This is a genomic window from Yersinia canariae, assembly GCF_009831415.1.
In the GTDB taxonomy this organism is placed as follows: Bacteria; Pseudomonadota; Gammaproteobacteria; order Enterobacterales; family Enterobacteriaceae; genus Yersinia; species Yersinia canariae.
Map to the genome: position 1 here is coordinate 2,515,842 of NZ_CP043727.1, position 20,453 is coordinate 2,536,294.

Genomic DNA, 20,453 nt, shown 5'->3' on the forward strand with positions numbered 1-20,453 from the left:
TGTAAAACATAGCTGTCGCAATTATGTCGTCGTAAAATTTGTAACTTAATTACATTTTACTATCGGATTTATTATCCGCTGTTTTAACAACACCATGCTTCATCAGTCAACGGAGTAAGAGATGTCCAGACGGCTCAGAAGGACCAAGATTGTTACTACACTGGGGCCGGCTACTGACCGCGACAATAATCTGGAAAAGATTATTGCTGCAGGTGCTAACGTAGTCCGCCTGAATTTTTCCCATGGTAGTGCTGAAGATCATGAATTACGGGCCAACAAAGTCCGTGAGATCGCCGCCAGATTGGGGCGCCATGTAGCTATTCTTGGCGATTTGCAGGGTCCTAAGATCCGGGTATCTACTTTTAAGGAAGGTAAAGTCTTCCTTAATGTGCACGATAAATTCCTGCTAGATGCCAATATGGCAAAAGGCGAAGGCGATAAAGATAAAGTTGGTATTGATTATAAAGGATTACCTGCGGATGTTGTTCCCGGCGATATCTTGTTGCTGGACGATGGCCGCGTACAATTAAAAGTTATTGAAGTTCAGGGCATGAAAGTGTTCACCGAAGTTACCGTCGGCGGCCCACTGTCCAATAACAAAGGGATTAATAAGTTAGGTGGGGGTCTGTCAGCTGAAGCCCTGACTGAAAAAGATAAAGCCGACATTATCACTGCTGCCAAAATTGGTGTGGACTTCCTGGCGGTGTCCTTCCCACGTACTGGCGAAGATTTGCATTACGCACGTCGTTTGGCCCGTGATGCTGGCTGCAATGCACAAATTGTCGCAAAAGTTGAGCGCGCAGAAGCCGTCGCAACAGATGAAGCTATGGACGACATTATCCTGGCCTCTGACGTGGTGATGGTTGCTCGTGGTGACTTGGGTGTTGAAATTGGTGACCCTGAGTTAGTCGGAATTCAGAAAAAACTGATTCGCCGTGCCCGTCAGCTAAACCGCGCGGTTATCACTGCAACCCAGATGATGGAGTCAATGATAACTAACCCAATGCCCACTCGTGCTGAAGTTATGGACGTGGCTAATGCCGTACTCGATGGTACCGATGCGGTAATGTTGTCAGCCGAAACAGCAGCGGGTCAGTATCCGGCTGAAACGGTTGCGGCCATGGCGCGAGTCTGCTTGGGTGCAGAAAAAATCCCAAGTATCAATGTGTCTAAGCACCGCCTTGATGTGCAATTCGACAATGTTGAAGAAGCCATTGCGATGTCGACCATGTATGCAGCAAACCATCTGAAAGGCATCACTGCCATTCTTGCGATGACTGAATCAGGCCGCACTGCACTGATGATGTCCCGCATCAGTTCTGGTTTGCCCATCTTTGCAATGTCGCGCCATGACCATACGTTGAACCTGACGGCTATCTATCGTGGCGTAACTCCGGTTTATTGTGATACTCATACCGATGGCATTCTTGCGGCAACTGAAGCTGTAAATCGTCTGAAAGATAAAGGTTTCTTGGTATCTGGTGACTTGGTTATTGTCACACAGGGCGATGTTATGGGAACTATTGGCACCACCAATACCAGCCGCATCATCCGTGTTGAATGACGTTTAACTAAGAATAAAAAAAGCCCGCGAATCAACCGCGGGCTTTTTCATTATTCTCTTAAAGATCTTTGCGAACATAAGGCTCTAGTTCACCTTCTTTACGTGTTTTGAGCAGTTTTAGAATCCAGGTATATTGTTCTGGATTCGGCTTAACCAACAACTCAACTTCTTCATTCATGCGGCGCGCAATATAAGCATCATCAGCATCCGCTAAATCATCCATTGGCGGGCGAATATAGATATCAAGACGATGTTCACGATAATTGTAAACAGGGAACATCGGAACAATAGCCGCACGACAAACTTTCATTAGCCGCCCCACTGCCGGTAATGTCGCCTTATAAGTCGCGAAGAAATCAACAAACTCACTTTGCTCAGGGCCATAGTCCTCATCAGGTAAATAATATCCCCAGAAACCTTGGCGCACAGAACTGATAAAGGGTTTAATCCCACTTTCACGAGCATGAATTCGACCACCAAACCGCAAGCGCGCACTATTCCATAAATAATCCACTAATGGATTGCGTTGATGGTGGAACATGCCGGCAACCGGCTTACCCTGCTCGGCCAACAACATGGCCGGAATATCAATCGACCAGGCATGGGGCACCAATAAAATAACATTGCGCTCTTGTTGTTGTAGCCCATCCAAAATATCCAACCCGTGCCAATGAACGCGGGATAATACTTTTTTCGGATCACGGAAACACAACTCAGCCATCATCATTAAAGGTTGCGCGGCGGTCGCAAACATTTGATCAATAATATGTTCACGTTCTGATTCTGGCAGCTCTGGCATACAATAAAGAAGGTTTATACGGGCGCGGCGACGGGCGCTTTTGGCAAATTTACCGGCAAGACGCCCCACTCCGGCCAATAAAGGGTCTCGGAATTTGGGTGGGACATAAGCCATCGCCGCCATTGCTCCAGCCCCTAACCACACGCCCCAAAAACGGGGATGTAGGAAAGATTTTTTAAATACCGGAATAAAACCAGCTGCGTCGTTTTTCTCTTTATGCATGGGGAACTCTTGGAATGGACGATGAGATAATAATATACCGCTAGGTATAAACGCGCCGGTAGCACAAATTTATGGCTACCGGCGAGCTATTATTAATCCAGTTGCAACTGCGGGATGACCTGTTTCGCAATAGCCAGATAGTCGCTGCGATCTTTACCGCTTAACCCTTCTGAACGCGGTAGCTTAGCGGTCAACGGGTTAACAGCTTGCTGGTTCATCCAAAACTCATAGTGCAGATGCGGGCCAGTAGAGCGGCCAGTGTTACCTGACAACGCAATGCGGTCGCCACGTTTCACTTTTTGGCCTGGTTTCACCAGTAATTTTTTTAGATGCATATAGCGTGTGGTGTATTGGCGACCATGACGGATAGCAACATAGTTACCCGCCGCCCCACTGCGCTTGGCAATAACCACTTCGCCATCACCTACGGCCAGCACCGGTGTCCCGACTGGCATAGCAAAATCCACACCTTTGTGCGGTGCGATACGCCCTGTCACAGGATTAATACGGCGAGGATTGAAGTTAGACGAAACACGGAATTGCTTCATGGTAGGGAAACGCATAAAACCACGCGCCAGACCAGAACCTAGCCGGTCATAGAACTTACCGTCGTCAGCACGAATGGCGTAATAATCTTTGCCTCCAGAGCGCATGCGCACCCCGACCAATTGGCTTTGCTCACTGCGCCCATCAAGTATTTCACGCGACATCAATACCGAGAACTGATCACCTTTGCGCAGTTTGGCAAAATCCAACTGCCATTGTAATGCTTTCGTCACAGCGCGAATCTCAGCACCGGTCAAACCGGCCTTTTTGGCACTGGTAACAAAACTACCCTCCAGCCGACCAGTGAGAACCGCATTGGTCCACTCACCTTTCTGTAACTCTTTTGTTTCTTTGAAATTATTACCTACACGGTCATAAGTGCGGGTTTCACGACGAGAAACTTCCCATGTCAGGCGCTGCAAATCACCAGCATCATTAACTGTCCAAGAGATTTGCTGCCCGATCTTCAGATTACGCAAATCGCGGTTTTGTGTCGCCAACAGGGAAACATCAGAGATATCAATGCCATATTGGGTCAGGATGCTGCTAAGCGTGTCCCCGGTGGAGACAACATACTCATGAACACCCGTTTCACTGACATCTTTGGCATCTAATTCGTCTTGTGGGATTTCATCATCTGGTGCTGGTTGATCAATGGGTTCACTGGCATCGGGCAATAAAATGCGGGTTTGGCTGGTATCTAATACCACGCTCTTGGCGACAGGTTCATGCTCCGGGTGATAAACAAAAGGCCGCCAAACAGCGACGGCCAATGTCATTACAGTCAACGACCCCAGCATGATGCGGTGGGGGCGAGGGAGATTGTTATACGCCAAAGTGATAGTTCGGACTATCTGCTGCACTTATGAGTATCCTTTTAATCTTACTTCAGGCAGCTCACGTATTGGTTCGACAGCTGAGACAAAAAGTTCACATAGCTGTCCTTGCCTAATACTATGCCACTCCCCAAGGGATCCAAAGTGCCTGAACGCACGTTTGTTCCTTTGGCGACAGCATTAATGACGGCCGGCCTGAATTGTGGCTCAGCAAAAACGCATACCGCTTTATGCTCAACCAACTGTGTTCGAATTTGATGTAAACGCTGCGCACCAGGCTGAATTTCGGGATTGACTGTAAAATGCCCTAACGGACTCAAGCCAAAGTGTTTTTCAAAGTAGCCATAAGCATCATGAAAAACGAAGTATCCCTTACCTTGGGCAGGCTTTAGCATAGTAGCAATATTTTTTTCATTTTGCGCTAGTTGATCCTCGAATCGGCGCAGGTTTGCATCTAATTTGTCCTTATTTTGTGGCATAAGTTCCAATAATCTATCGTGAATAGCAATTGCAGATTGTTTGGCGATAGTTGGGGACAACCAAATATGCATGTTATATTCGCCGTGGCGGTGCTCATCGCTGTGATTATCTTTAGCATGATCATGGTGATGCCCTTCATCCTCCCCGTCATGTTCATCATGTTCGTCGCCTTTCATCAACAAAGGCATGACTGAGGGTAATTGAGCCAGAGCTATCTTTTTATTATCAGCAACTTGCGTTAACGGTTTCGATAAAAAAGCTTCCATTTCCGGCCCAATCCAAATAACCAGGTCAGCACTCCGTAACCGCTGGACATCTGACGGGCGCAGGGCATAATCGTGTGGTGATGCACCATCAGGTAATAATACCTCGGTTGGCAGTACACCATCAGCGATGGCTGAGGCGATAAAACCCAGCGGACGCACTGATGTCACAACCGCAGCAGAGGCAATATTAAATGGGTTAGCGATTAAAATTGCGCTGGCCAGCATTGCCCGCTTTAGCCATTTATTTTTATGTAACATAATACGAATTCTCGACGTTTTGATGAGTAAAGCGTAATATTATAACATTCACTCGGTTCTGCAAACGTAATCATTATGTCCACATTGGTCACTCTAAATAAGATATCTGTCACTTTTGGTAGTCGGCGGGTACTAAATGATATTTCCCTTTCTCTGCGTCCGGGAAGAATTCTCACTCTGCTTGGGCCAAATGGTGCCGGCAAATCAACACTGGTTCGCGTGGTATTAGGGTTGATTGCTCCCACCAGCGGCACTCTGATTCGTGAGCCGGGTTTACGTATCGGCTATGTTCCACAAAAACTTTATCTGGATGCCACCTTGCCGCTGACGGTGAGCCGCTTTATGCGGTTAAAACCGGGCGTCAAAAAAGCAGATATTTTACCTGCACTTAAGCGGGTACATGCAGCACATCTATTAGATCAGCCAATGCAAAAGCTGTCTGGCGGCGAAAATCAGCGTGTCCTCTTGGCCCGCGCCCTATTGAACCGACCGCAGCTATTAGTCTTGGATGAGCCAACGCAAGGTGTTGATGTTAATGGGCAATTAGCTCTGTATGACTTAATTGAACAGTTACGCAGAGAGCTCGGCTGTGCCGTCTTGATGGTTTCCCATGACTTGCATTTAGTCATGGCCAAAACTGATGAAGTTTTATGTCTTAACCAACATATTTGCTGTTCTGGTGCGCCAGAGGTCGTTTCCACTCATCCGGAGTTTATTGCCATGTTTGGCAATCGTGGAGCAGAACAGTTAGCCGTTTACCGTCATCACCATAATCATCGTCACGATTTGCACGGAAAGATTATTTTGAAAAACAGCGGGAGTCGTGACGCATGATTGAATTACTGTTGCCTGGCTGGTTAGCCGGTGTGTTGCTGGCAACTGCGGCGGGCCCTCTGGGGTCATTTGTGGTCTGGCGCAGAATGTCCTATTTTGGCGATACATTAGCCCATGCATCATTATTGGGCGTGGCATTTGGTTTACTGTTAGATGTGAACCCATTCTATGCCGTGATCGTGATGACTATGGTGTTAGCGCTTATTCTGGTGTGGTTGGAACGCCGCCCTCAGTTAGCCGTAGACACACTGCTCGGGATTATGGCTCACAGTGCGCTGTCGTTAGGTTTAGTGGTCGTTAGCCTAATGCATAATGTCCGGGTCGATTTAATGGCTTACCTGTTTGGCGATCTACTTTCCGTCACACTGAGTGATATTGGGCTAATTGCAGCCGGCGTCGTCGTCGTGCTGGGCATATTGTGTTGGCAATGGCGGGCATTGCTCTCCATGACTATCAGCCCGGAACTGGCCCATGTGGATGGGGTTAATTTAGAGCGCGTTCGGATGTTGCTGATGCTCGTGACTGCCCTGACAATCGGGTTGTCGATGAAGTTTGTCGGCGCACTGATTATTACTTCTCTATTGATTATCCCAGCCGCTGCCGCACGTCGTTTTGCCCGAACACCAGAACAAATGGCCGGTATTGCCATCGGTATTGGTATTGTTGCCGTGACGGGGGGGTTAACTTTCTCAGCTTGCTATGATACCCCCGCAGGCCCTTCAGTCGTGCTTTGTGCCGCGGCGATGTTCATCTTGAGCCTATCGCAAAAAGCACGCGCATAATGTCGTGAAAATGGGGCGGGTATTACTGAGCCCCATTTCTAATTACCTTTACTTATTCTCCGCCCGCCCTCATTCACAATCATCAATTCTGTTTTTAATATTCTAATTAGTGTGATCAACCACAAATACAATATATATCCAGTGTAATACCCTGCATAACACTTCAAGCAATGAGCAATATAATGGTTATGCAGATACTTTTCTCGTCTCTGCATGGGCTTTGTACACTCTAAATTTACGCAGCATCACTATTGCGCAGAGGCGACCTATCATGGATAGATCCACCCCCACGGGTTTACTTCAGCAACCCAAACCGTTCTTTATGATCTTTTTTGTCGAACTCTGGGAAAGATTCGGCTATTACGGAGTTCAGGGGATCCTCGCTGTTTTCTTCGTCAAACAGTTGGGATTCTCACAAGAACAAGCATTTGTCACTTTTGGGGCTTTTGCGGCGTTGGTTTACGGCCTAATTTCGATTGGTGGCTATGTCGGTGACCATCTATTGGGCACTAAACGCACCCTGGTTTTAGGGGCTGTCGTATTGGCGTTGGGCTACTTCGCCACCGGTTTATCATTATACCAACCTAACCTGATTTTCTTTGCATTAGGGACTATTGCTGTGGGGAATGGTTTATTTAAAGCCAACCCGGCTAGCTTATTATCTAAATGTTATCCGCCGAAAGATCCCCGTCTGGACGGGGCTTTTACTCTGTTTTATATGTCGATCAACATCGGCTCTTTGCTGTCATTATCATTGGCACCGGTGATAGCCGAGCGCTTCGGATATACCGTTACCTATTACTTATGCGGCATTGGTTTAATTTTTGCCCTGCTGGTCTATTTCTGTTGCCGCCATATGGTCCGCAATATTGGGTCTGAACCTGATACAAAACCTTTAAATTGGCGCAATCTGTTGTTAGTCCTAGTGGGAAGTGCAGTGATGATATGCATCTGCGCTTGGTTGATGAATCATGTCATTATTGCCAATTTGGTGTTAATCGTCTTATCGCTGATTGTGGTGTTTATCTTTTTCAAAGAAGCGCTAAAACAGGATCAACTGGGCCGAAATAAAATGTTTGTTGCCTTCATTCTGATGATTGAAGCCATCGTGTTTTATGTTTTATATGCTCAGATGCCAACTTCGTTGAACTTCTTTGCTATTAATAATGTTCATCATGAAATCCTCGGTTTCAATATTAATCCGGTGAGTTTTCAGGCGCTAAATCCTTTCTGGGTGGTCGTCGCCAGCCCGATTTTAGCCTCAATTTATACCCGTTTGGGTAGCCAGAATCGTGACTTATCCATGCCGGCAAAATTTACTTTAGGCATGTTTTTATGTTCGTTTGGATTCCTAACAGCGGCTGCCGCAGGGATGTGGTTTGCTGATGCACAAGGTTTAACATCACCTTGGTTTATTGTTCTGGTTTATCTATTCCAGAGTTTAGGGGAGTTAATGATAAGCGCCCTCGGTTTGGCGATGGTGGCAGCATTAGTACCACAATATTTGATGGGGTTTATTCTTGGGATGTGGTTCTTGACTCAAGCAGCTTCATTCTTGATAGGTGGTTACGTAGCCACCTTTACCGCCACGCCTGAAGGCATGACCGACCCGCTCGAAACATTGCCGATTTATACTGATGTATTTGGTAAAATTGGTATGGTCACGCTGGTGATTGCGTTGGTAATGGCGTTACTGATCCCCTGGCTTAACCGAATGATTAATACCCCGGCTGAAAAGTCTATTGCTTGAAAGTCACCTTCATCAGGGCTGGCCTTGGCACAGCCCTGCATCAAAAAGTCTTACTCTTCGCGGGTGATACCAAAGTGTTTATAGGCATGATTGGTCGCAATACGCCCACGAGGAGTCCGCTGGAGAAATCCTTGTTGGATTAAATACGGCTCCAGCACATCTTCAATGGTTTCGCGTTCTTCACCAATCGCGGCCGCCAAGTTATCCAATCCTACGGGGCCACCCATAAACTTATCAATAACGGCCAGCAACAGTTTGCGGTCCATAAAATCAAAACCTTCGGCGTCTACATTCAGCATATCCAGCGCTTTCATCGCCACATCACCGTTAATAGCACCATCCGCCCTGACCTCAGCGAAGTCACGCACACGGCGTAATAAACGGTTAGTGATACGGGGGGTTCCTCGCGAACGGCGTGCTAATTGGTGCGCACCTTCTGAGGTGAGCTCCAGACCCAGACATTTAGCACTGCGCGACACAATATGTTCTAAATCAGCGACTTGATAAAACTCAAGGCGCTGGACAATACCGAATCGGTCACGTAATGGGGAAGTCAATGAGCCCGCTCGGGTGGTGGCGCCAATCAGGGTAAAAGGCGGTAAATCAAGTTTGATTGAACGTGCAGCCGGGCCTTCGCCAATCATGATATCCAGTTGATAATCTTCCATCGCCGGATACAAAATCTCTTCGACCACGGGTGACAAACGGTGAATTTCATCAATAAACAACACATCGTGTGGCTCAAGATTAGTCAACATAGCTGCCAGATCACCGGCTTTTTCCAACACGGGGCCAGAAGTCGTCCGCAAATTTACCCCCATCTCATTGGCAACAATGTTTGCCAATGTGGTTTTCCCCAAACCTGGAGGGCCAAATATCAGCACATGATCCAGCGCATCACCCCGCTGTTTCGCCGCCTGAATGAAGATTTCCATTTGCTCGCGGACATGGGGTTGCCCGACGTATTCAGCCAATAGTTTCGGGCGGATAGCCCTATCAATACTCTCTTCATCACTGATAACACCCGCAGAAATCAGGCGGTCTGCTTCAATCATCTTAAATCCCTATTTATTCTATAACGCGGCACGCAAAGCATCACGGATCAGGGTTTCACAATCAGCACCCGGTTTAGCAATCTTACTCACTAAACGGCTCGCTTCTTGTGGTTTATACCCTAAAGCCACCAGCGCGGAAGCCGCTTCTGCTTCGATATCAGCATCTGATGTTTGCGATGCGCTAGCAGGTAACTGAATATCACCAGTATTATTGAACAAATCGCCATTGAGACCTTTAAAGCGGTCTTTCATTTCAACAACTAACCGTTCAGCCGTTTTCTTGCCGACCCCCGGTAATTTCACCAAAGTGGTGATATCTTCGCGTTCTACCGCCGCGACAAACTGTTGTGCCGACATACCGGAGAGAATAGCCAGTGCCAACTTTGGCCCCACACCGTTGACTTTGATCAACTCACGAAACAGCGCCCGCTCCTGCTTATCATTAAAGCCGTAGAGTAACTGGGCATCTTCACGCACCACAAACTGGGTGAAGATAATGGCTTCCTGCCCCAATTCTGGCAGCTCATAAAAACAGGTCATAGGCAATTGGACTTCATAGCCAACACCGTTTGCTTCCAACAGCACCAATGGGGGCTGTTTTTCCAAAATGATACCTCTGAGGCGCCCTATCACGTTGACTTTCTCCTCGTTTACCCACATTAGGGTAGAAAACATAATGGCTGTTTATAGCATAAAAAAGGCTGGATGGATATCCAGCCTACAGTATACCCAAAAGATTTCAAGATGCAGGAAGGCGGCAAGCGGGATAATCCCGATGAGCTTACATAAGTAAGTGATTCGGGTTATCGAGCGCAGCCAACACACCTGCAACTTGAAAGATGACAGGTATAACAGTTAACCTGCTCGCATTAAAATACGAATCAACGGATCCTACCGCGAGCCAACGTCATTTGGTCATTACCCAGTCGTACGGTATTTTGACTAAGATGACAATGGGTAATGGCAATTGCCAGTGCATCTGCGGCATCAGCTTGGGGGTTCGCTGGGAGTTTCAACAGTGAACGCACCATATGTTGAACCTGGCTTTTTTCCGCCGCGCCCGTTCCTACCACAGTCTGCTTAACCTGACGAGCCGCATATTCGGAAACCGGCAAATTCAAGTTTACCGCAGCAACTATCGCGGCTCCACGCGCCTGACCCAGCTTTAAAGCTGAATCCGGGTTTTTCGCCATAAACACTTGTTCTATAGCAAAAAAATCGGGTTGAAACTGTGTGATGATTTCAGTGACACCTGCATAAATCAACTTCAGGCGAGTGGGCATATCGTCAACAACAGTGCGGATACAGCCGCTGCCCAGATAGGTGAGCTGACGACCTTGCTGGCGGATAACGCCATAACCGGTGACACGAGAACCGGGATCGATGCCTAATACGATCGCCATACCAGTTTATTTACCTTGTTACTGCATTGGTTTAGAAATGAACGTTTTTATCCGTCACATCAAGTTTACCCGCGATGCCGGATAACAAAAGCGCCATATCTGCAAAACACATATGGCGCTTTAAAACGCGGGCCACGGAAAGTGACCAGGACACACTAAAAGAATAGATGAATCAATGCTTAATTACAGTGTTGCGGCCACTTCATCAGAGATCTCACCGTTATGGTAAACCTCTTGCACATCGTCAGAATCTTCCAGCATATCAATCAACCGCAGCAATTTTGGTGCAGTTTCAGCATCCAAATCTGCTTTAGTTGATGGGATCAGCGAGACTTCAGCGCCTTCAGCGACCAAACCTGCCGCATCCAGTGCATCTTTCACCGCACCCAGTGATTCCCAGGCCGTAAACACATCAATAGCACCGTCATCATAGACGACAATATCATCAGCACCCGCTTCCAGTGCCGCATCCATCACTGCATCTTCTTCCAAACCCGGTGCATAGGAAATCACACCTTTTTTGGTGAATAGATAAGAAACAGAACCATCAGTCCCCAAATTACCACCGGTTTTGGTGAATGCATGGCGGACTTCAGATACGGTGCGGTTGCGGTTATCACTCAAACATTCGACCATTACGGCAGTACCGCCTGGGCCATAACCTTCGTAAATGATAGTTTCCATGTTGTTATCTTCATCACCACCAACACCACGGGCAATCGCGCGGTTCAGGGTGTCACGCGTCATATTATTAGACAACGCTTTATCGATAGCCGCACGTAACCGTGGGTTCGCACCAGGATCACCACCGCCCAGACGCGCAGCAGTCACCAGCTCACGGATAATTTTAGTGAAAATCTTACCGCGCTTGGCATCCTGTGCCGCTTTGCGGTGTTTTGTGTTGGCCCATTTACTATGACCTGCCATAAATAAGAATCTCCAAAATAGTCTAATTAGACCGAATAAAGAACATACTCTTCAATCGCTTGCTGATTACTCCAGGACTTGGTCAATGCAGCAGCATCCGCTACATTGAGCCACTGGTAAGCAAGATGTTCGGTAATCACCACATCTCGCTCTTCGGGCAACGCCAGACAGAACCAATGTTCTTTATTGCGCGTAACACCCGGCGCATAGCGACGGCGCAAATGCACAAAGAGTTCAAATTCTACACAGCGCTGGCAGTCGAACAGCTCCAGGTTTTCACCCAGTATATCAATGCCGACTTCTTCCTTTACTTCGCGCTGCGCAGTTTGCAACGGGGTTTCACCCTCTTCCAGACTGCCGGTGACCGACTGCCAAAAATCAGGATCATCACGCCGTTGCAACATCAACACCCGACCACTTTTTCTGGCGTAGATCACCGCCAGTATTGATTCGGGGCGTTTATAATTCATTACTGATTCTCTTCTTCCGCTGCATCCGTTGCGCCTTTCTTCGCCACAACGCTGATAGACAGCTCTTGCAGTGAAGCAGGATTAGCAAAGCTTGGCGCATCCGTCATCAGGCAAGCCGCTGCGGTGGTTTTCGGGAAGGCAATCACATCACGGATGTTATCAGTACCGGTCAATAGCATCACCAGACGATCCAGACCAAAAGCCAAACCGGCATGTGGCGGTGTACCGTATTTCAGTGCATCCAGCAGGAAGCCAAACTTCTCACGCTGTTCATGTTCATTGATACCCAGAATGCCAAACACCTGCTGCTGCATTTCAGTACGGTGAATACGCACAGAACCGCCGCCAACTTCGTAACCGTTGATGACCATATCGTAAGCATTGGCGATTGCGGTGGTAGGTGCTGCCGCCAACTGTTCCGGGCTCATCTCTTTCGGTGCGGTAAACGGATGGTGCATGGCAGTCAGGCCGCCTTCGCTGTCATCTTCAAACATTGGGAAGTCAACAACCCACAGTGGTGCCCATGTGCCCAACTGAGTCAGTTGCAGATCACGGCCCACTTTCAGACGCAATGCGCCCATGGCATCAGTCACTATCTTGTTGCTGTCTGCGCCGAAGAACAAAATATCGCCGCTTTCTGCTTGAGTGCGGGTCAGAATCGCCTCCAGCACTTCAGCGCTGAGGAATTTCGCGATCGGGCTTTGCACGCCCTCCATACCGGCTGCGCGGTCATTGACTTTCAGCCATGCCAAACCTTTCGCGCCGTAAATACCCACGAACTGGCCGTATTCGTCAATTTGCTTACGAGTGACCTGTGCGCCGCCGGGGACACGCAGTGCTGCAACGCGGCCTTTAGCGTCATTCGCTGGGCCGGAGAAGACTTTAAATTCAACATCTTTAACCAGATCCGCGACATCCACCAACTCCAGCGGGTTGCGAAGATCCGGTTTATCAGAACCATAGCGGCGCATGGCTTCAGCAAAGGTCATGACTGGGAAATCGCCCAGATCAACGCCTTTGGTTTCCTGCCACAATTCACGAACCAGTTTCTCCATCACTTCACGCACTTGATCGGCGGTCATGAAAGAGGTTTCAACATCAATCTGGGTGAATTCCGGCTGACGGTCAGCACGTAAATCTTCGTCACGGAAGCATTTTACAATCTGATAGTAACGGTCAAAACCGGACATCATCAGCAGCTGTTTGAATAACTGCGGTGACTGTGGCAAAGCATAGAATTTGCCTTTGTGTACCCGGCTTGGCACCAGATAATCACGAGCGCCTTCAGGGGTCGCCTTGGTCAGCATCGGGGTTTCAATATCCAGAAAACCGTGGCTATCCATAAAGCGGCGGACAAAGCTGGTAATTTTCGCACGCGTTTTCAGGCGGTCGGCCATTTCCGGGCGACGCAGATCCAGGTAGCGATATTTCAGACGTTGCTCTTCACTATTGGTCTGATTAGAGTCCAGCGGCAGCGGTTCGGAGCGATTGATGATATTCAGTGCATTGGCAAAAATTTCCACTTCACCGGTAGACATATCTTTATTGATTTGGCTATCAGGGCGTGCGCGCACAGTGCCGGTAATCTGGATACAGAACTCATTACGCAGTTCAGAAGCTTGTTCGTAAGCGGCTTTATGGTCTGGATCGAAGAATACCTGAACAATGCCTTCGCGGTCGCGCATATCAATAAAAATCAGGCCACCGAGATCACGACGACGATTAACCCAACCACAAAGTGTCACTTCTTGGCCTACATGGGACAGATTCAACTGCCCGCAATACTCAGTACGCATACAATATCCTTTTACTCAGCCGATGCCGCACGCGTTATGCACTGCCCGTGCGGCTGTTTTCTGATGAGCCCTGTTTGAGCCTCAGCTACTACTGTCTGGTTTACTTTTATTATCTGGTTTGCTGCTACTGCCCGGCTTGAAATCTGTCGCGTACCAGCCGGTGCCTTTCAATTGAAAGCCGGCCGCAGAGATAAGTTTCGATAACGCGGGCTGATGACACGCGGGACATTGAGTCAGTGGCGCGTCGGAAAATTTCTGCAATTTCTCTAATCGATGGTTGCAAGCGCTACACGCATATTCATATATAGGCATAGGTATTTTGGATTAAAGAGTGTTGAAAAAAGGGAGTCATTATAAAGGAAATTCGTGGCGTAGATAAGAGCGAACGCACAGCTCAAGCACGACAAAATCCCTTTCAGTGATGTTTTAACACATCATTTAACAAAATTATCCCCTTACAGGGACTGGCCGATAACATATGTTGGCATAAACTGGTCAACATATTGAGTCGGTTATCCGGACTTTCCCCATAAATATCGAGGTATAACACCATGAAACTTGATGCAAAAACCACCGCATTGGTGCTGATTGACTTGCAACAGGGGATTTTGCCCTTTGCCAAAGGCCCCTACAGTGCTGAACAGGTCATCGCGACCAATGCTGGCCTGGCTGAGCGGTTTCGCAAGCTCGGTGCTCCCGTGGTTTTCGTGCGCGTGGGTTGGTCAGATTCATTTGCTGAAGCACTGAAACAGCCCGTTGACCAGCCGAGTCCTAGCCCGGCAGGCGGTTTACCTGCCTCATGGTGGACATTCCCTGAAGAACTTGCCGTCACGGATAGTGATATTAAAGTGGTAAAACATCAGTGGGGCGCGTTTTACGGCACCGATTTAGATTTACAACTGCGCCGCCGTGGGATCAAAACCATCGTGCTGGCGGGGATTGCCACCAATATTGGTGTCGAATCTACCGCCCGCGCCGCTTGGGAACACGGCTATGAGCTCGTGATTGCTGAGGATGGTTGCAGTACAGCAAGTGCTGAAATGCAGCAGTTCGCGATGAAAAATATCTTCCCACGGATCTCGCGGGTGCGCAGCAGCACGGAGATTCTTGCAGCACTTGTTGAGTAACGATAAATTCAGCAAAGTTAATCCCGATGAGTTGGCATAAGTTAGTGATTCGGGTGAATAAATGCCGCTAACAACACGGTAGCGCCAAGTCAAAAGGGTAAAAGATGTATATCGGACTGCCGCAATGGCAACATCCAACCTGGAACAAGTTGGGTATTAAGGACTTAGCTGATTACAGCCGCTACTTTAACTGTGTTGAAGGGAATACTACTTTCTATGCCCTACCCCGGCCGGAAATAGTACAGCGTTGGCGTGATATGACCCCGGAAAACTTTCGCTTCTGTTTTAAATTCCCGGCCACAATCAGTCATCAGGCAGCCCTGCGCGACTGTGATAAAGACCTACAGGCCTTTTATCAATGCCTCTCTCCCCTGCATGACCGTATTGGGCAATTATGGCTACAATTACCGGCAGCTTTCGGGCCAAATGAACTGGACCGTTTATGGCAATTTATCGACAAATTACCGGCGGGTTTTAACTATGGCGTGGAAGTCCGCCATCCGGAGTTTTTTGCCAAAGGCGATGCAGAGCGCGCACTCAATCAGGGCTTACACCAGCGCGCAGTCAATCGCGTGATGCTTGATAGCCGCCCGATTCATGCCGCCAAACCTCTCACAGCAGCAGTTCGTGACGCGCAAAGTAAGAAACCGCGGTTGCCAGTACACGCTATCGTCACTGGCGGTCAGCCATTAGTGCGCTTTATTGGAGGCGACCAATTAGATGATAATTTGGTGTTGTTTTCGCCCTGGTTACAGAAACTACCGCTGTGGGAACAACAATATCAATCTTATGTTTTCATTCACACGCCGGATAACAGTGACTCACCACAGCAGGCACAAAAGATTTGGCAACAATTAGCCACCGTTATTACCACCTTGCCCCCAGCCCCTGATTGGCCGGAGCAAGACACACTGTTTTAATCTTGTTAGTGCAATTTTCACCCGAATACATTGCTGCCGATAAGCAATACCTACGACTTTTCGCAAGTTCATCTTTCCAAACACGAAACTGAGTATCAAGAAATGTGATCCCCACTATTTTTCTAGCGACAGTAACCCATCAGACGGTTATCATTATTGGGCCAGTCTATGGTTGGGCAATGGAGTTGAAAATGGTTAGCTCGCTTTATGTCGTGTTGGGCGCACTGTTATTGATCAAGCTTTCATTCGATGTGGTTAAATTGAGAAATCAGTACCGAGTTGCTTACGGCGATGGGGGTTTTTATGAATTACAAACCGCCATCCGCGTACATGGTAACGCCGTAGAATATATTCCTATTGCTGTCATTTTACTCATTATGATGGAAATGAACGGTGCTGAGACGTGGATGATCCATATTTGTGGATTGATGCTGATAGTGGGTCGCCTGCTGCATTACTATGGTTTACGCCATCGCGAAATTCGCTGGCGCCGCTCGGGGATGAGCGCCACCTATGTTTCTTTGATTTTGATGGTTATTGCTAATATTTACTACTTGCCTTGGGATCAGATTTTTAGTCTGACCTGACAGGCCTGTTTGCGCTGTTTTATTGGTTCTGCCAGTCAAACGGCCGGAACACTGTTAGTCCGGGCGGCTAATCACCGCCTTCATGCCTCGCTTATCTGCTACTCACTTATCTGCTGCTCGCACGCGCTTTATCGCGCTTATCAGTTCTGTTTTCTGTTATAATATGCGCCTTGAATTTCTTGTTCCTTTCATTTCTTACTTAATGCCAATGACAGTCATGCCAAATCGCGACACTCAATCTTTAAATAATGCGCAGCACACTCAATCAGAGGCGATAGCGCCACCGCATGATAGCCTGTTTGCTGCCCCTATTGCCCAATTAGGGGACTGGACTTTCGACGAAAAAGTCGCTGAAGTCTTTCCTGATATGATCCAGCGATCGGTGCCGGGTTATTCCAACATCATCTCGATGATAGGGATGTTGGCCGAGCGTTTTGTGCAGCCCCATAGCCAGATTTACGATCTTGGCTGCTCGCTCGGAGCCGCGACACTGTCAATGCGCCGCAATATTAAAGCCGAAGACTGCAAAATCATTGCCGTGGATAACTCTCCCGCGATGGTTGAACGCTGCCGCCGTCATATCGACGCTTTCCGTGCAGACACACCGGTGGACGTGGTGGAATCTGATATTTTAGATATCCGCCTCGAAAATGCCTCAATGGTAGTGCTCAATTTCACCTTGCAATTTCTTGAGCCAGTAGACCGCCAACGCCTGCTTAATCAGGTATATCAAGGGTTGCGCCCAGGTGGCGTCTTAGTGCTATCGGAAAAGTTCAACTTTGAAGACAGCGACATTGGCGAGTTACTCTTCAATATGCACCACGATTTTAAGCGCGCGAATGGTTACAGCGAGCTGGAAATTAGCCAGAAACGCAGCATGCTGGAGAATGTCATGTTGACTGACTCGGTTGAAATTCATAAAAGTCGTCTGCATCAGGCCGGTTTTGAGCATGCAGAAGTTTGGTTCCAATGTTTTAATTTTGGTTCGCTAATTGCCCTGAAAGCGGGAGAGGCTCAATGATTGAATTTGGCGATTTTTACCGGCTGATTGCCAAAGGCCCGTTAAGCCCATGGTTAGATACCCTGCCCGCACAGCTCAGTGCCTGGCAGCGCGAATCCTTACACGGTAAGTTTAAAACCTGGTTCAATGCAGTTGAACATTTGCCGCAACTCACCCCCACATCACTAGACTTACGCGATGGCGTGCGGGCAGAAATGTCTCCGCCGATTTCTGCGGGTCAGCGTGAAGGGATGGAAAATATGTTGCGCGCCCTGATGCCATGGCGCAAAGGCCCATTCTCATTGTATGGATTAGATATTGATACCGAATGGCGTTCCGACTGGAAATGGCAGCGGGTATTACCACATATTAGCCCGCTCGCGGGCCGCACTATTCTCGATGTTGGCTGCGGTAGCGGATATCACTTATGGCGCATGATTGGCGAAGGCGCTCACCTGGCCGTGGGCATAGACCCGATGCAGCTATTCTTATGCCAGTTTGAAGCCATCCGCAAATTGCTAGGTGGTGATCAACGCGCCCATGTGCTGCCGCTAGGAATAGAGCAACTGCCGGAACTGGCCGCCTTTGATACCGTATTTTCAATGGGCGTGCTGTATCATCGCCGTTCACCATTGGACCACCTCTATCAACTCAAAAATCAGTTGGTCAATGAGGGGGAACTGGTGCTTGAAACTTTAGTGGTCGAAGGTGATAGCCAGCAAGTATTGGTGCCCGGTGATCGTTACGCTCAGATGCGGAATGTCTACTTTATTCCGTCAGCCCCGGCCCTAAAAGCGTGGTTAGAAAAATGCGGCTTTGTTGATGTCAGAATTGCCGATATGGCGGTGACCACCACTGATGAACAGCGCCGTACCGACTGGATGACCAGCGAGTCATTGGCCGAATTCCTCGATTCAAATGACCCGAGTAAAACTGTTGAAGGTTATCCCGCGCCGCTCAGAGCAGTATTAATTGCTCGTAAGCCATAAAAAAATCCCGGTCTAAACGGCCGGGATGTTAATAATATCATCATGTTAATGGCATATGAGTTACGCGGATTGAGATAGCGGCGCGCCCATCACCAACAGACTTTTCATTGCTTCAACCACATCACCATCCACACAATAATGAGCAAACTCATCAACATCACTGTCTGCACACATGGTCACGCCAGCTTTGCGATATTTCATGGTTGAAGGCACCGTTCGCCCAGCAGAACTGTGAAGTTCACGGATGCCGGCATCAATAAATTTCTGCATATTGGTCAAACGCACCCCAGCCCCGGCCATAATAATCGGCCCTTGCCCCTGAGTTGCAGCAACCAAGTCTTTCAATAATGCTAATCCCAGCTCCGCATTTTGCTGCTGACCCGAGGTTAAAATCCGCGCCACATTCAGATCGGCTAATTGCTGTAAGGCAATCATTGGGTTCTGACACATATCAAATGCACGATGGAAAGTGACGGCCAATGAGCCGCTGATGGACATAATTTCCTGCATCCGAGGCATATCAATATGGCCGTCGATATCCAAGACCCCCACCACTACCCCCGCAAAACCCATATCACGGATTCGGGCGATATCATTCTTAATGATGGCGAAGTCATTATGGCTGTAACAAAAATCGCCGCCGCGCGGACGGACGATCGGGTGAACAGGAATGGTAACCGTTTCTCTAGCCTGCATTAATGCGCCGATGCTCGGCGTTAGCCCGCCCTCGGACTGACCGCAGCATAATTCAATCCGGTCGGCTCCTGCCTTTTCTGCTACCTGTGCGCAATCGACACTGTAGCAACAAATTTCCAATTTAGTCATTCTCTCCCCCCGTTTGACGGATGCCACTGCGGCAGTTATACCCTTCGCTTTTGACGTCGCCGCGACGTTAACGGCACACTTATCCGCACCACTGACTTCAGCCAGTTTTCACGGATTCGTTGACTTGCCGACGACCTACAACATCAATAGCGTTGGATATATATGCCCAAATTATTTTTGAGCATATAAGTGATAATTCAATAATTGTGCTGTTGAATAAATACAATGCTAAATAACGTTCTCATGCTAAAACGAAATTGAATCGAGCACGTTAAAGCATTCACTATGGCACTCATTTTGAATCTATGAGTAGATGTCAGTCACAGTGATAACCATAAGTGATAGTCGGTATTGAAATAAATAACCCAAATACGTTAGTCATCACGCTCGCTGTCCACTATTTGTCGCAAAGTATAGGGGTGAAATTTAATAGTTATCTCGCCATCACTGACCGCCAATGTCGGATTCGCCAAGCGCTCATGTTGCCCTTGCGGGGAGCTGAACTTGGTCTTCACGCCATCTGGCAATATCGCGGGTAATAAAGCGCGGGCACGCTGCATCAGGGTTTGCGGGTCGCCGGGGAGCACGAGCTCAATATGCTCCCACCCTTCATGTGGATAATGCGTGTTCCCCGGATAAGGCAATTCGACACAGTCTATTTCCCATGGCCCGACCACCAGTGCTGATGTTAAATCGAACAGGCAAATTGGCCGGCCATTAATGTGTGTCTCGGACATCAAATTACCACATTGTTGTAGCCCACTGCGCCAGCGTTGTGCCGTTTCTGTTTGATGACAACGCAATGAAATATGGTCGGCACTGAATTGGGTTAAATCCAAATTTAATTTAGCCGCGAAAATAACCAGCTTTTGTTCAAAACACGGCAAGTCTGTTAATAAGTCCTGTAATTCGGCGATATTTTTCAGGCCGCTCATTTTATCCTCCTTGTAAACTGTTATTTCGGGCATTGAAGCGGCCATAATCTACAGCTATTAGTCCTAATCAGCCATATTTAAT

21 protein-coding genes are annotated in these 20,453 nt (G+C 48.2%); 9 read left to right on the forward strand and 12 right to left on the reverse strand.

The features are described 5' to 3' along the window. The first annotated feature begins 121 nt into the window (after nt 1-121). Nucleotides 122-1,564 (forward strand): pyruvate kinase, encoded by a 1,443-nt coding sequence (gene pyk / locus F0T03_RS11550; RefSeq protein ID WP_025378091.1) that lies wholly within the window; start codon nt 122-124, stop codon nt 1,562-1,564. A 58-nt stretch (nt 1,565-1,622) separates the two neighbouring features. On the opposite strand, the gene lpxM is transcribed toward pyk, so the two are convergent. The 3 genes from lpxM to znuA form a co-directional block, all read right to left on the reverse strand. Beyond that, nucleotides 1,623-2,585 (reverse strand): lauroyl-Kdo(2)-lipid IV(A) myristoyltransferase, encoded by a 963-nt coding sequence (gene lpxM / locus F0T03_RS11555; RefSeq protein ID WP_145556896.1) that lies wholly within the window; start codon nt 2,583-2,585, stop codon nt 1,623-1,625. Between the two features lie 92 nt (nt 2,586-2,677). Further along, nucleotides 2,678-3,994, reverse strand: coding sequence for a murein DD-endopeptidase MepM (gene mepM, locus F0T03_RS11560; protein ID WP_145556897.1), 1,317 nt, complete (start codon nt 3,992-3,994; stop codon nt 2,678-2,680). Nucleotides 3,995-4,014: 20 nt separating this feature from the next. Continuing rightward, on the reverse strand, nt 4,015-4,971 hold the full coding sequence (gene znuA, locus F0T03_RS11565; RefSeq protein ID WP_159678431.1) for a zinc ABC transporter substrate-binding protein ZnuA: 957 nt from the start codon (nt 4,969-4,971) through the stop codon (nt 4,015-4,017). 75 nt (nt 4,972-5,046) lie between these two features. On the opposite strand from znuA, the gene znuC reads away from it, so the two are divergent. The 3 genes from znuC (at nt 5,047) to dtpB (ending at nt 8,337) form a co-directional block, all read left to right on the forward strand. Next, the gene (znuC, locus tag F0T03_RS11570) at nt 5,047-5,805 is read left to right on the forward strand and encodes a zinc ABC transporter ATP-binding protein ZnuC (RefSeq protein WP_145556899.1); all 759 of its coding nucleotides are present in this window, start codon (nt 5,047-5,049) and stop codon (nt 5,803-5,805) included. Next, on the forward strand, nt 5,802-6,587 hold the full coding sequence (gene znuB / locus F0T03_RS11575; protein ID WP_159678433.1) for a zinc ABC transporter permease subunit ZnuB: 786 nt from the start codon (nt 5,802-5,804) through the stop codon (nt 6,585-6,587). The genes znuC and znuB overlap by 4 nt, the downstream gene beginning before the upstream one ends. A 271-nt stretch (nt 6,588-6,858) precedes the next feature. Next, nucleotides 6,859-8,337 (forward strand): dipeptide/tripeptide permease DtpB, encoded by a 1,479-nt coding sequence (gene dtpB, locus F0T03_RS11580; protein WP_145556901.1) that lies wholly within the window; start codon nt 6,859-6,861, stop codon nt 8,335-8,337. Nucleotides 8,338-8,387: 50 nt separating this feature from the next. Here the strand turns inward: dtpB and ruvB are convergent, their stop codons facing one another. The 7 genes from ruvB to F0T03_RS11615 all read right to left on the reverse strand — a co-directional run bounded on the left by ruvB (nt 8,388) and on the right by F0T03_RS11615 (nt 14,300). Next, nucleotides 8,388-9,392: a Holliday junction branch migration DNA helicase RuvB gene (gene ruvB / locus F0T03_RS11585; RefSeq protein WP_159678435.1), complete on the reverse strand. Its 1,005-nt coding sequence runs from the start codon at nt 9,390-9,392 to the stop codon at nt 8,388-8,390. An 18-nt stretch (nt 9,393-9,410) separates the two neighbouring features. After that, nucleotides 9,411-10,025 carry a Holliday junction branch migration protein RuvA gene (gene ruvA, locus F0T03_RS11590; protein ID WP_145556903.1) on the reverse strand — a complete coding sequence of 205 codons (615 nt, stop codon included), beginning with the start codon at nt 10,023-10,025 and terminating at the stop codon, nt 9,411-9,413. Between the two features lie 248 nt (nt 10,026-10,273). After that, the gene (ruvC, locus tag F0T03_RS11595) at nt 10,274-10,795 is read right to left on the reverse strand and encodes a crossover junction endodeoxyribonuclease RuvC (RefSeq protein ID WP_087768774.1); all 522 of its coding nucleotides are present in this window, start codon (nt 10,793-10,795) and stop codon (nt 10,274-10,276) included. 183 nt (nt 10,796-10,978) lie between these two features. Then, a complete protein-coding gene (locus F0T03_RS11600) occupies nt 10,979-11,722 on the reverse strand; it encodes a YebC/PmpR family DNA-binding transcriptional regulator (protein WP_050101147.1) in 744 nt (247 codons plus the stop codon). 26 nt (nt 11,723-11,748) lie between these two features. After that, entirely contained in the window at nt 11,749-12,192 is a 444-nt protein-coding gene (gene nudB, locus F0T03_RS11605) for a dihydroneopterin triphosphate diphosphatase (protein WP_145556905.1), read from the reverse strand. Continuing rightward, complete coding sequence (gene aspS / locus F0T03_RS11610) at nt 12,192-13,988, reverse strand: aspartate--tRNA ligase (RefSeq protein ID WP_159678437.1); 1,797 nt, start codon at nt 13,986-13,988, stop codon at nt 12,192-12,194. Before aspS ends, nudB begins: the two co-directional genes overlap by 1 nt. An 81-nt stretch (nt 13,989-14,069) precedes the next feature. Next, the gene (locus tag F0T03_RS11615; RefSeq protein ID WP_145556907.1) at nt 14,070-14,300 is read right to left on the reverse strand and encodes an FmdB family zinc ribbon protein; all 231 of its coding nucleotides are present in this window, start codon (nt 14,298-14,300) and stop codon (nt 14,070-14,072) included. A 239-nt stretch (nt 14,301-14,539) separates the two neighbouring features. Here F0T03_RS11615 and F0T03_RS11620 point away from each other — a divergent pair, with 239 nt between their 5' ends. The 5 genes from F0T03_RS11620 to cmoB all read left to right on the forward strand — a co-directional run bounded on the left by F0T03_RS11620 (nt 14,540) and on the right by cmoB (nt 18,611). After that, the gene (locus tag F0T03_RS11620) at nt 14,540-15,115 is read left to right on the forward strand and encodes a hydrolase (protein WP_159678439.1); all 576 of its coding nucleotides are present in this window, start codon (nt 14,540-14,542) and stop codon (nt 15,113-15,115) included. 104 nt (nt 15,116-15,219) lie between these two features. After that, the gene (locus F0T03_RS11625) at nt 15,220-16,035 is read left to right on the forward strand and encodes a DUF72 domain-containing protein (RefSeq protein ID WP_159678441.1); all 816 of its coding nucleotides are present in this window, start codon (nt 15,220-15,222) and stop codon (nt 16,033-16,035) included. 191 nt (nt 16,036-16,226) lie between these two features. Further along, complete coding sequence (locus F0T03_RS11630) at nt 16,227-16,622, forward strand: MAPEG family protein (protein WP_032817126.1); 396 nt, start codon at nt 16,227-16,229, stop codon at nt 16,620-16,622. A 217-nt stretch (nt 16,623-16,839) separates the two neighbouring features. Then, nucleotides 16,840-17,643 (forward strand): carboxy-S-adenosyl-L-methionine synthase CmoA, encoded by an 804-nt coding sequence (gene cmoA, locus F0T03_RS11635; protein WP_159678443.1) that lies wholly within the window; start codon nt 16,840-16,842, stop codon nt 17,641-17,643. Continuing rightward, nucleotides 17,640-18,611 carry a tRNA 5-methoxyuridine(34)/uridine 5-oxyacetic acid(34) synthase CmoB gene (gene cmoB / locus F0T03_RS11640; protein ID WP_159678446.1) on the forward strand — a complete coding sequence of 324 codons (972 nt, stop codon included), beginning with the start codon at nt 17,640-17,642 and terminating at the stop codon, nt 18,609-18,611. The genes cmoA and cmoB overlap by 4 nt, the downstream gene beginning before the upstream one ends. Before the next feature lie 60 nt (nt 18,612-18,671). Here cmoB and cutC read toward each other — a convergent pair whose 3' ends face one another. After that, nucleotides 18,672-19,436 (reverse strand): copper homeostasis protein CutC, encoded by a 765-nt coding sequence (gene cutC / locus F0T03_RS11645; protein ID WP_159678449.1) that lies wholly within the window; start codon nt 19,434-19,436, stop codon nt 18,672-18,674. A 374-nt stretch (nt 19,437-19,810) separates the two neighbouring features. After that, nucleotides 19,811-20,371, reverse strand: a complete 561-nt coding sequence (locus F0T03_RS11650; RefSeq protein ID WP_159678451.1) for a VOC family protein — start codon at nt 20,369-20,371, stop codon at nt 19,811-19,813. Nucleotides 20,372-20,453: the final 82 nt, after the last annotated feature.

What these genes read in the sequence shown, in the direction of transcription:
- pyk (WP_025378091.1), top strand. Translation starts at nt 122, where the DNA reads ATGTCCAGACGGCTCAGAAGGACCAAGATTGTTACTACACTGGGGCCG.
- lpxM (WP_145556896.1), bottom strand. Translation starts at nt 2,585, where the DNA reads ATGCATAAAGAGAAAAACGACGCAGCTGGTTTTATTCCGGTATTTAAA.
- znuA (WP_159678431.1), bottom strand. Translation starts at nt 4,971, where the DNA reads ATGTTACATAAAAATAAATGGCTAAAGCGGGCAATGCTGGCCAGCGCA.
- znuC (WP_145556899.1), top strand. Translation starts at nt 5,047, where the DNA reads ATGTCCACATTGGTCACTCTAAATAAGATATCTGTCACTTTTGGTAGT.
- znuB (WP_159678433.1), top strand. Translation starts at nt 5,802, where the DNA reads ATGATTGAATTACTGTTGCCTGGCTGGTTAGCCGGTGTGTTGCTGGCA.
- dtpB (WP_145556901.1), top strand. Translation starts at nt 6,859, where the DNA reads ATGGATAGATCCACCCCCACGGGTTTACTTCAGCAACCCAAACCGTTC.
- ruvB (WP_159678435.1), bottom strand. Translation starts at nt 9,392, where the DNA reads ATGATTGAAGCAGACCGCCTGATTTCTGCGGGTGTTATCAGTGATGAA.
- ruvC (WP_087768774.1), bottom strand. Translation starts at nt 10,795, where the DNA reads ATGGCGATCGTATTAGGCATCGATCCCGGTTCTCGTGTCACCGGTTAT.
- F0T03_RS11600 (WP_050101147.1), bottom strand. Translation starts at nt 11,722, where the DNA reads ATGGCAGGTCATAGTAAATGGGCCAACACAAAACACCGCAAAGCGGCA.
- nudB (WP_145556905.1), bottom strand. Translation starts at nt 12,192, where the DNA reads ATGAATTATAAACGCCCCGAATCAATACTGGCGGTGATCTACGCCAGA.
- aspS (WP_159678437.1), bottom strand. Translation starts at nt 13,988, where the DNA reads ATGCGTACTGAGTATTGCGGGCAGTTGAATCTGTCCCATGTAGGCCAA.
- F0T03_RS11615 (WP_145556907.1), bottom strand. Translation starts at nt 14,300, where the DNA reads ATGCCTATATATGAATATGCGTGTAGCGCTTGCAACCATCGATTAGAG.
- F0T03_RS11620 (WP_159678439.1), top strand. Translation starts at nt 14,540, where the DNA reads ATGAAACTTGATGCAAAAACCACCGCATTGGTGCTGATTGACTTGCAA.
- F0T03_RS11625 (WP_159678441.1), top strand. Translation starts at nt 15,220, where the DNA reads ATGTATATCGGACTGCCGCAATGGCAACATCCAACCTGGAACAAGTTG.
- F0T03_RS11630 (WP_032817126.1), top strand. Translation starts at nt 16,227, where the DNA reads ATGGTTAGCTCGCTTTATGTCGTGTTGGGCGCACTGTTATTGATCAAG.
- cmoA (WP_159678443.1), top strand. Translation starts at nt 16,840, where the DNA reads ATGCCAAATCGCGACACTCAATCTTTAAATAATGCGCAGCACACTCAA.
- cmoB (WP_159678446.1), top strand. Translation starts at nt 17,640, where the DNA reads ATGATTGAATTTGGCGATTTTTACCGGCTGATTGCCAAAGGCCCGTTA.
- cutC (WP_159678449.1), bottom strand. Translation starts at nt 19,436, where the DNA reads ATGACTAAATTGGAAATTTGTTGCTACAGTGTCGATTGCGCACAGGTA.
- F0T03_RS11650 (WP_159678451.1), bottom strand. Translation starts at nt 20,371, where the DNA reads ATGAGCGGCCTGAAAAATATCGCCGAATTACAGGACTTATTAACAGAC.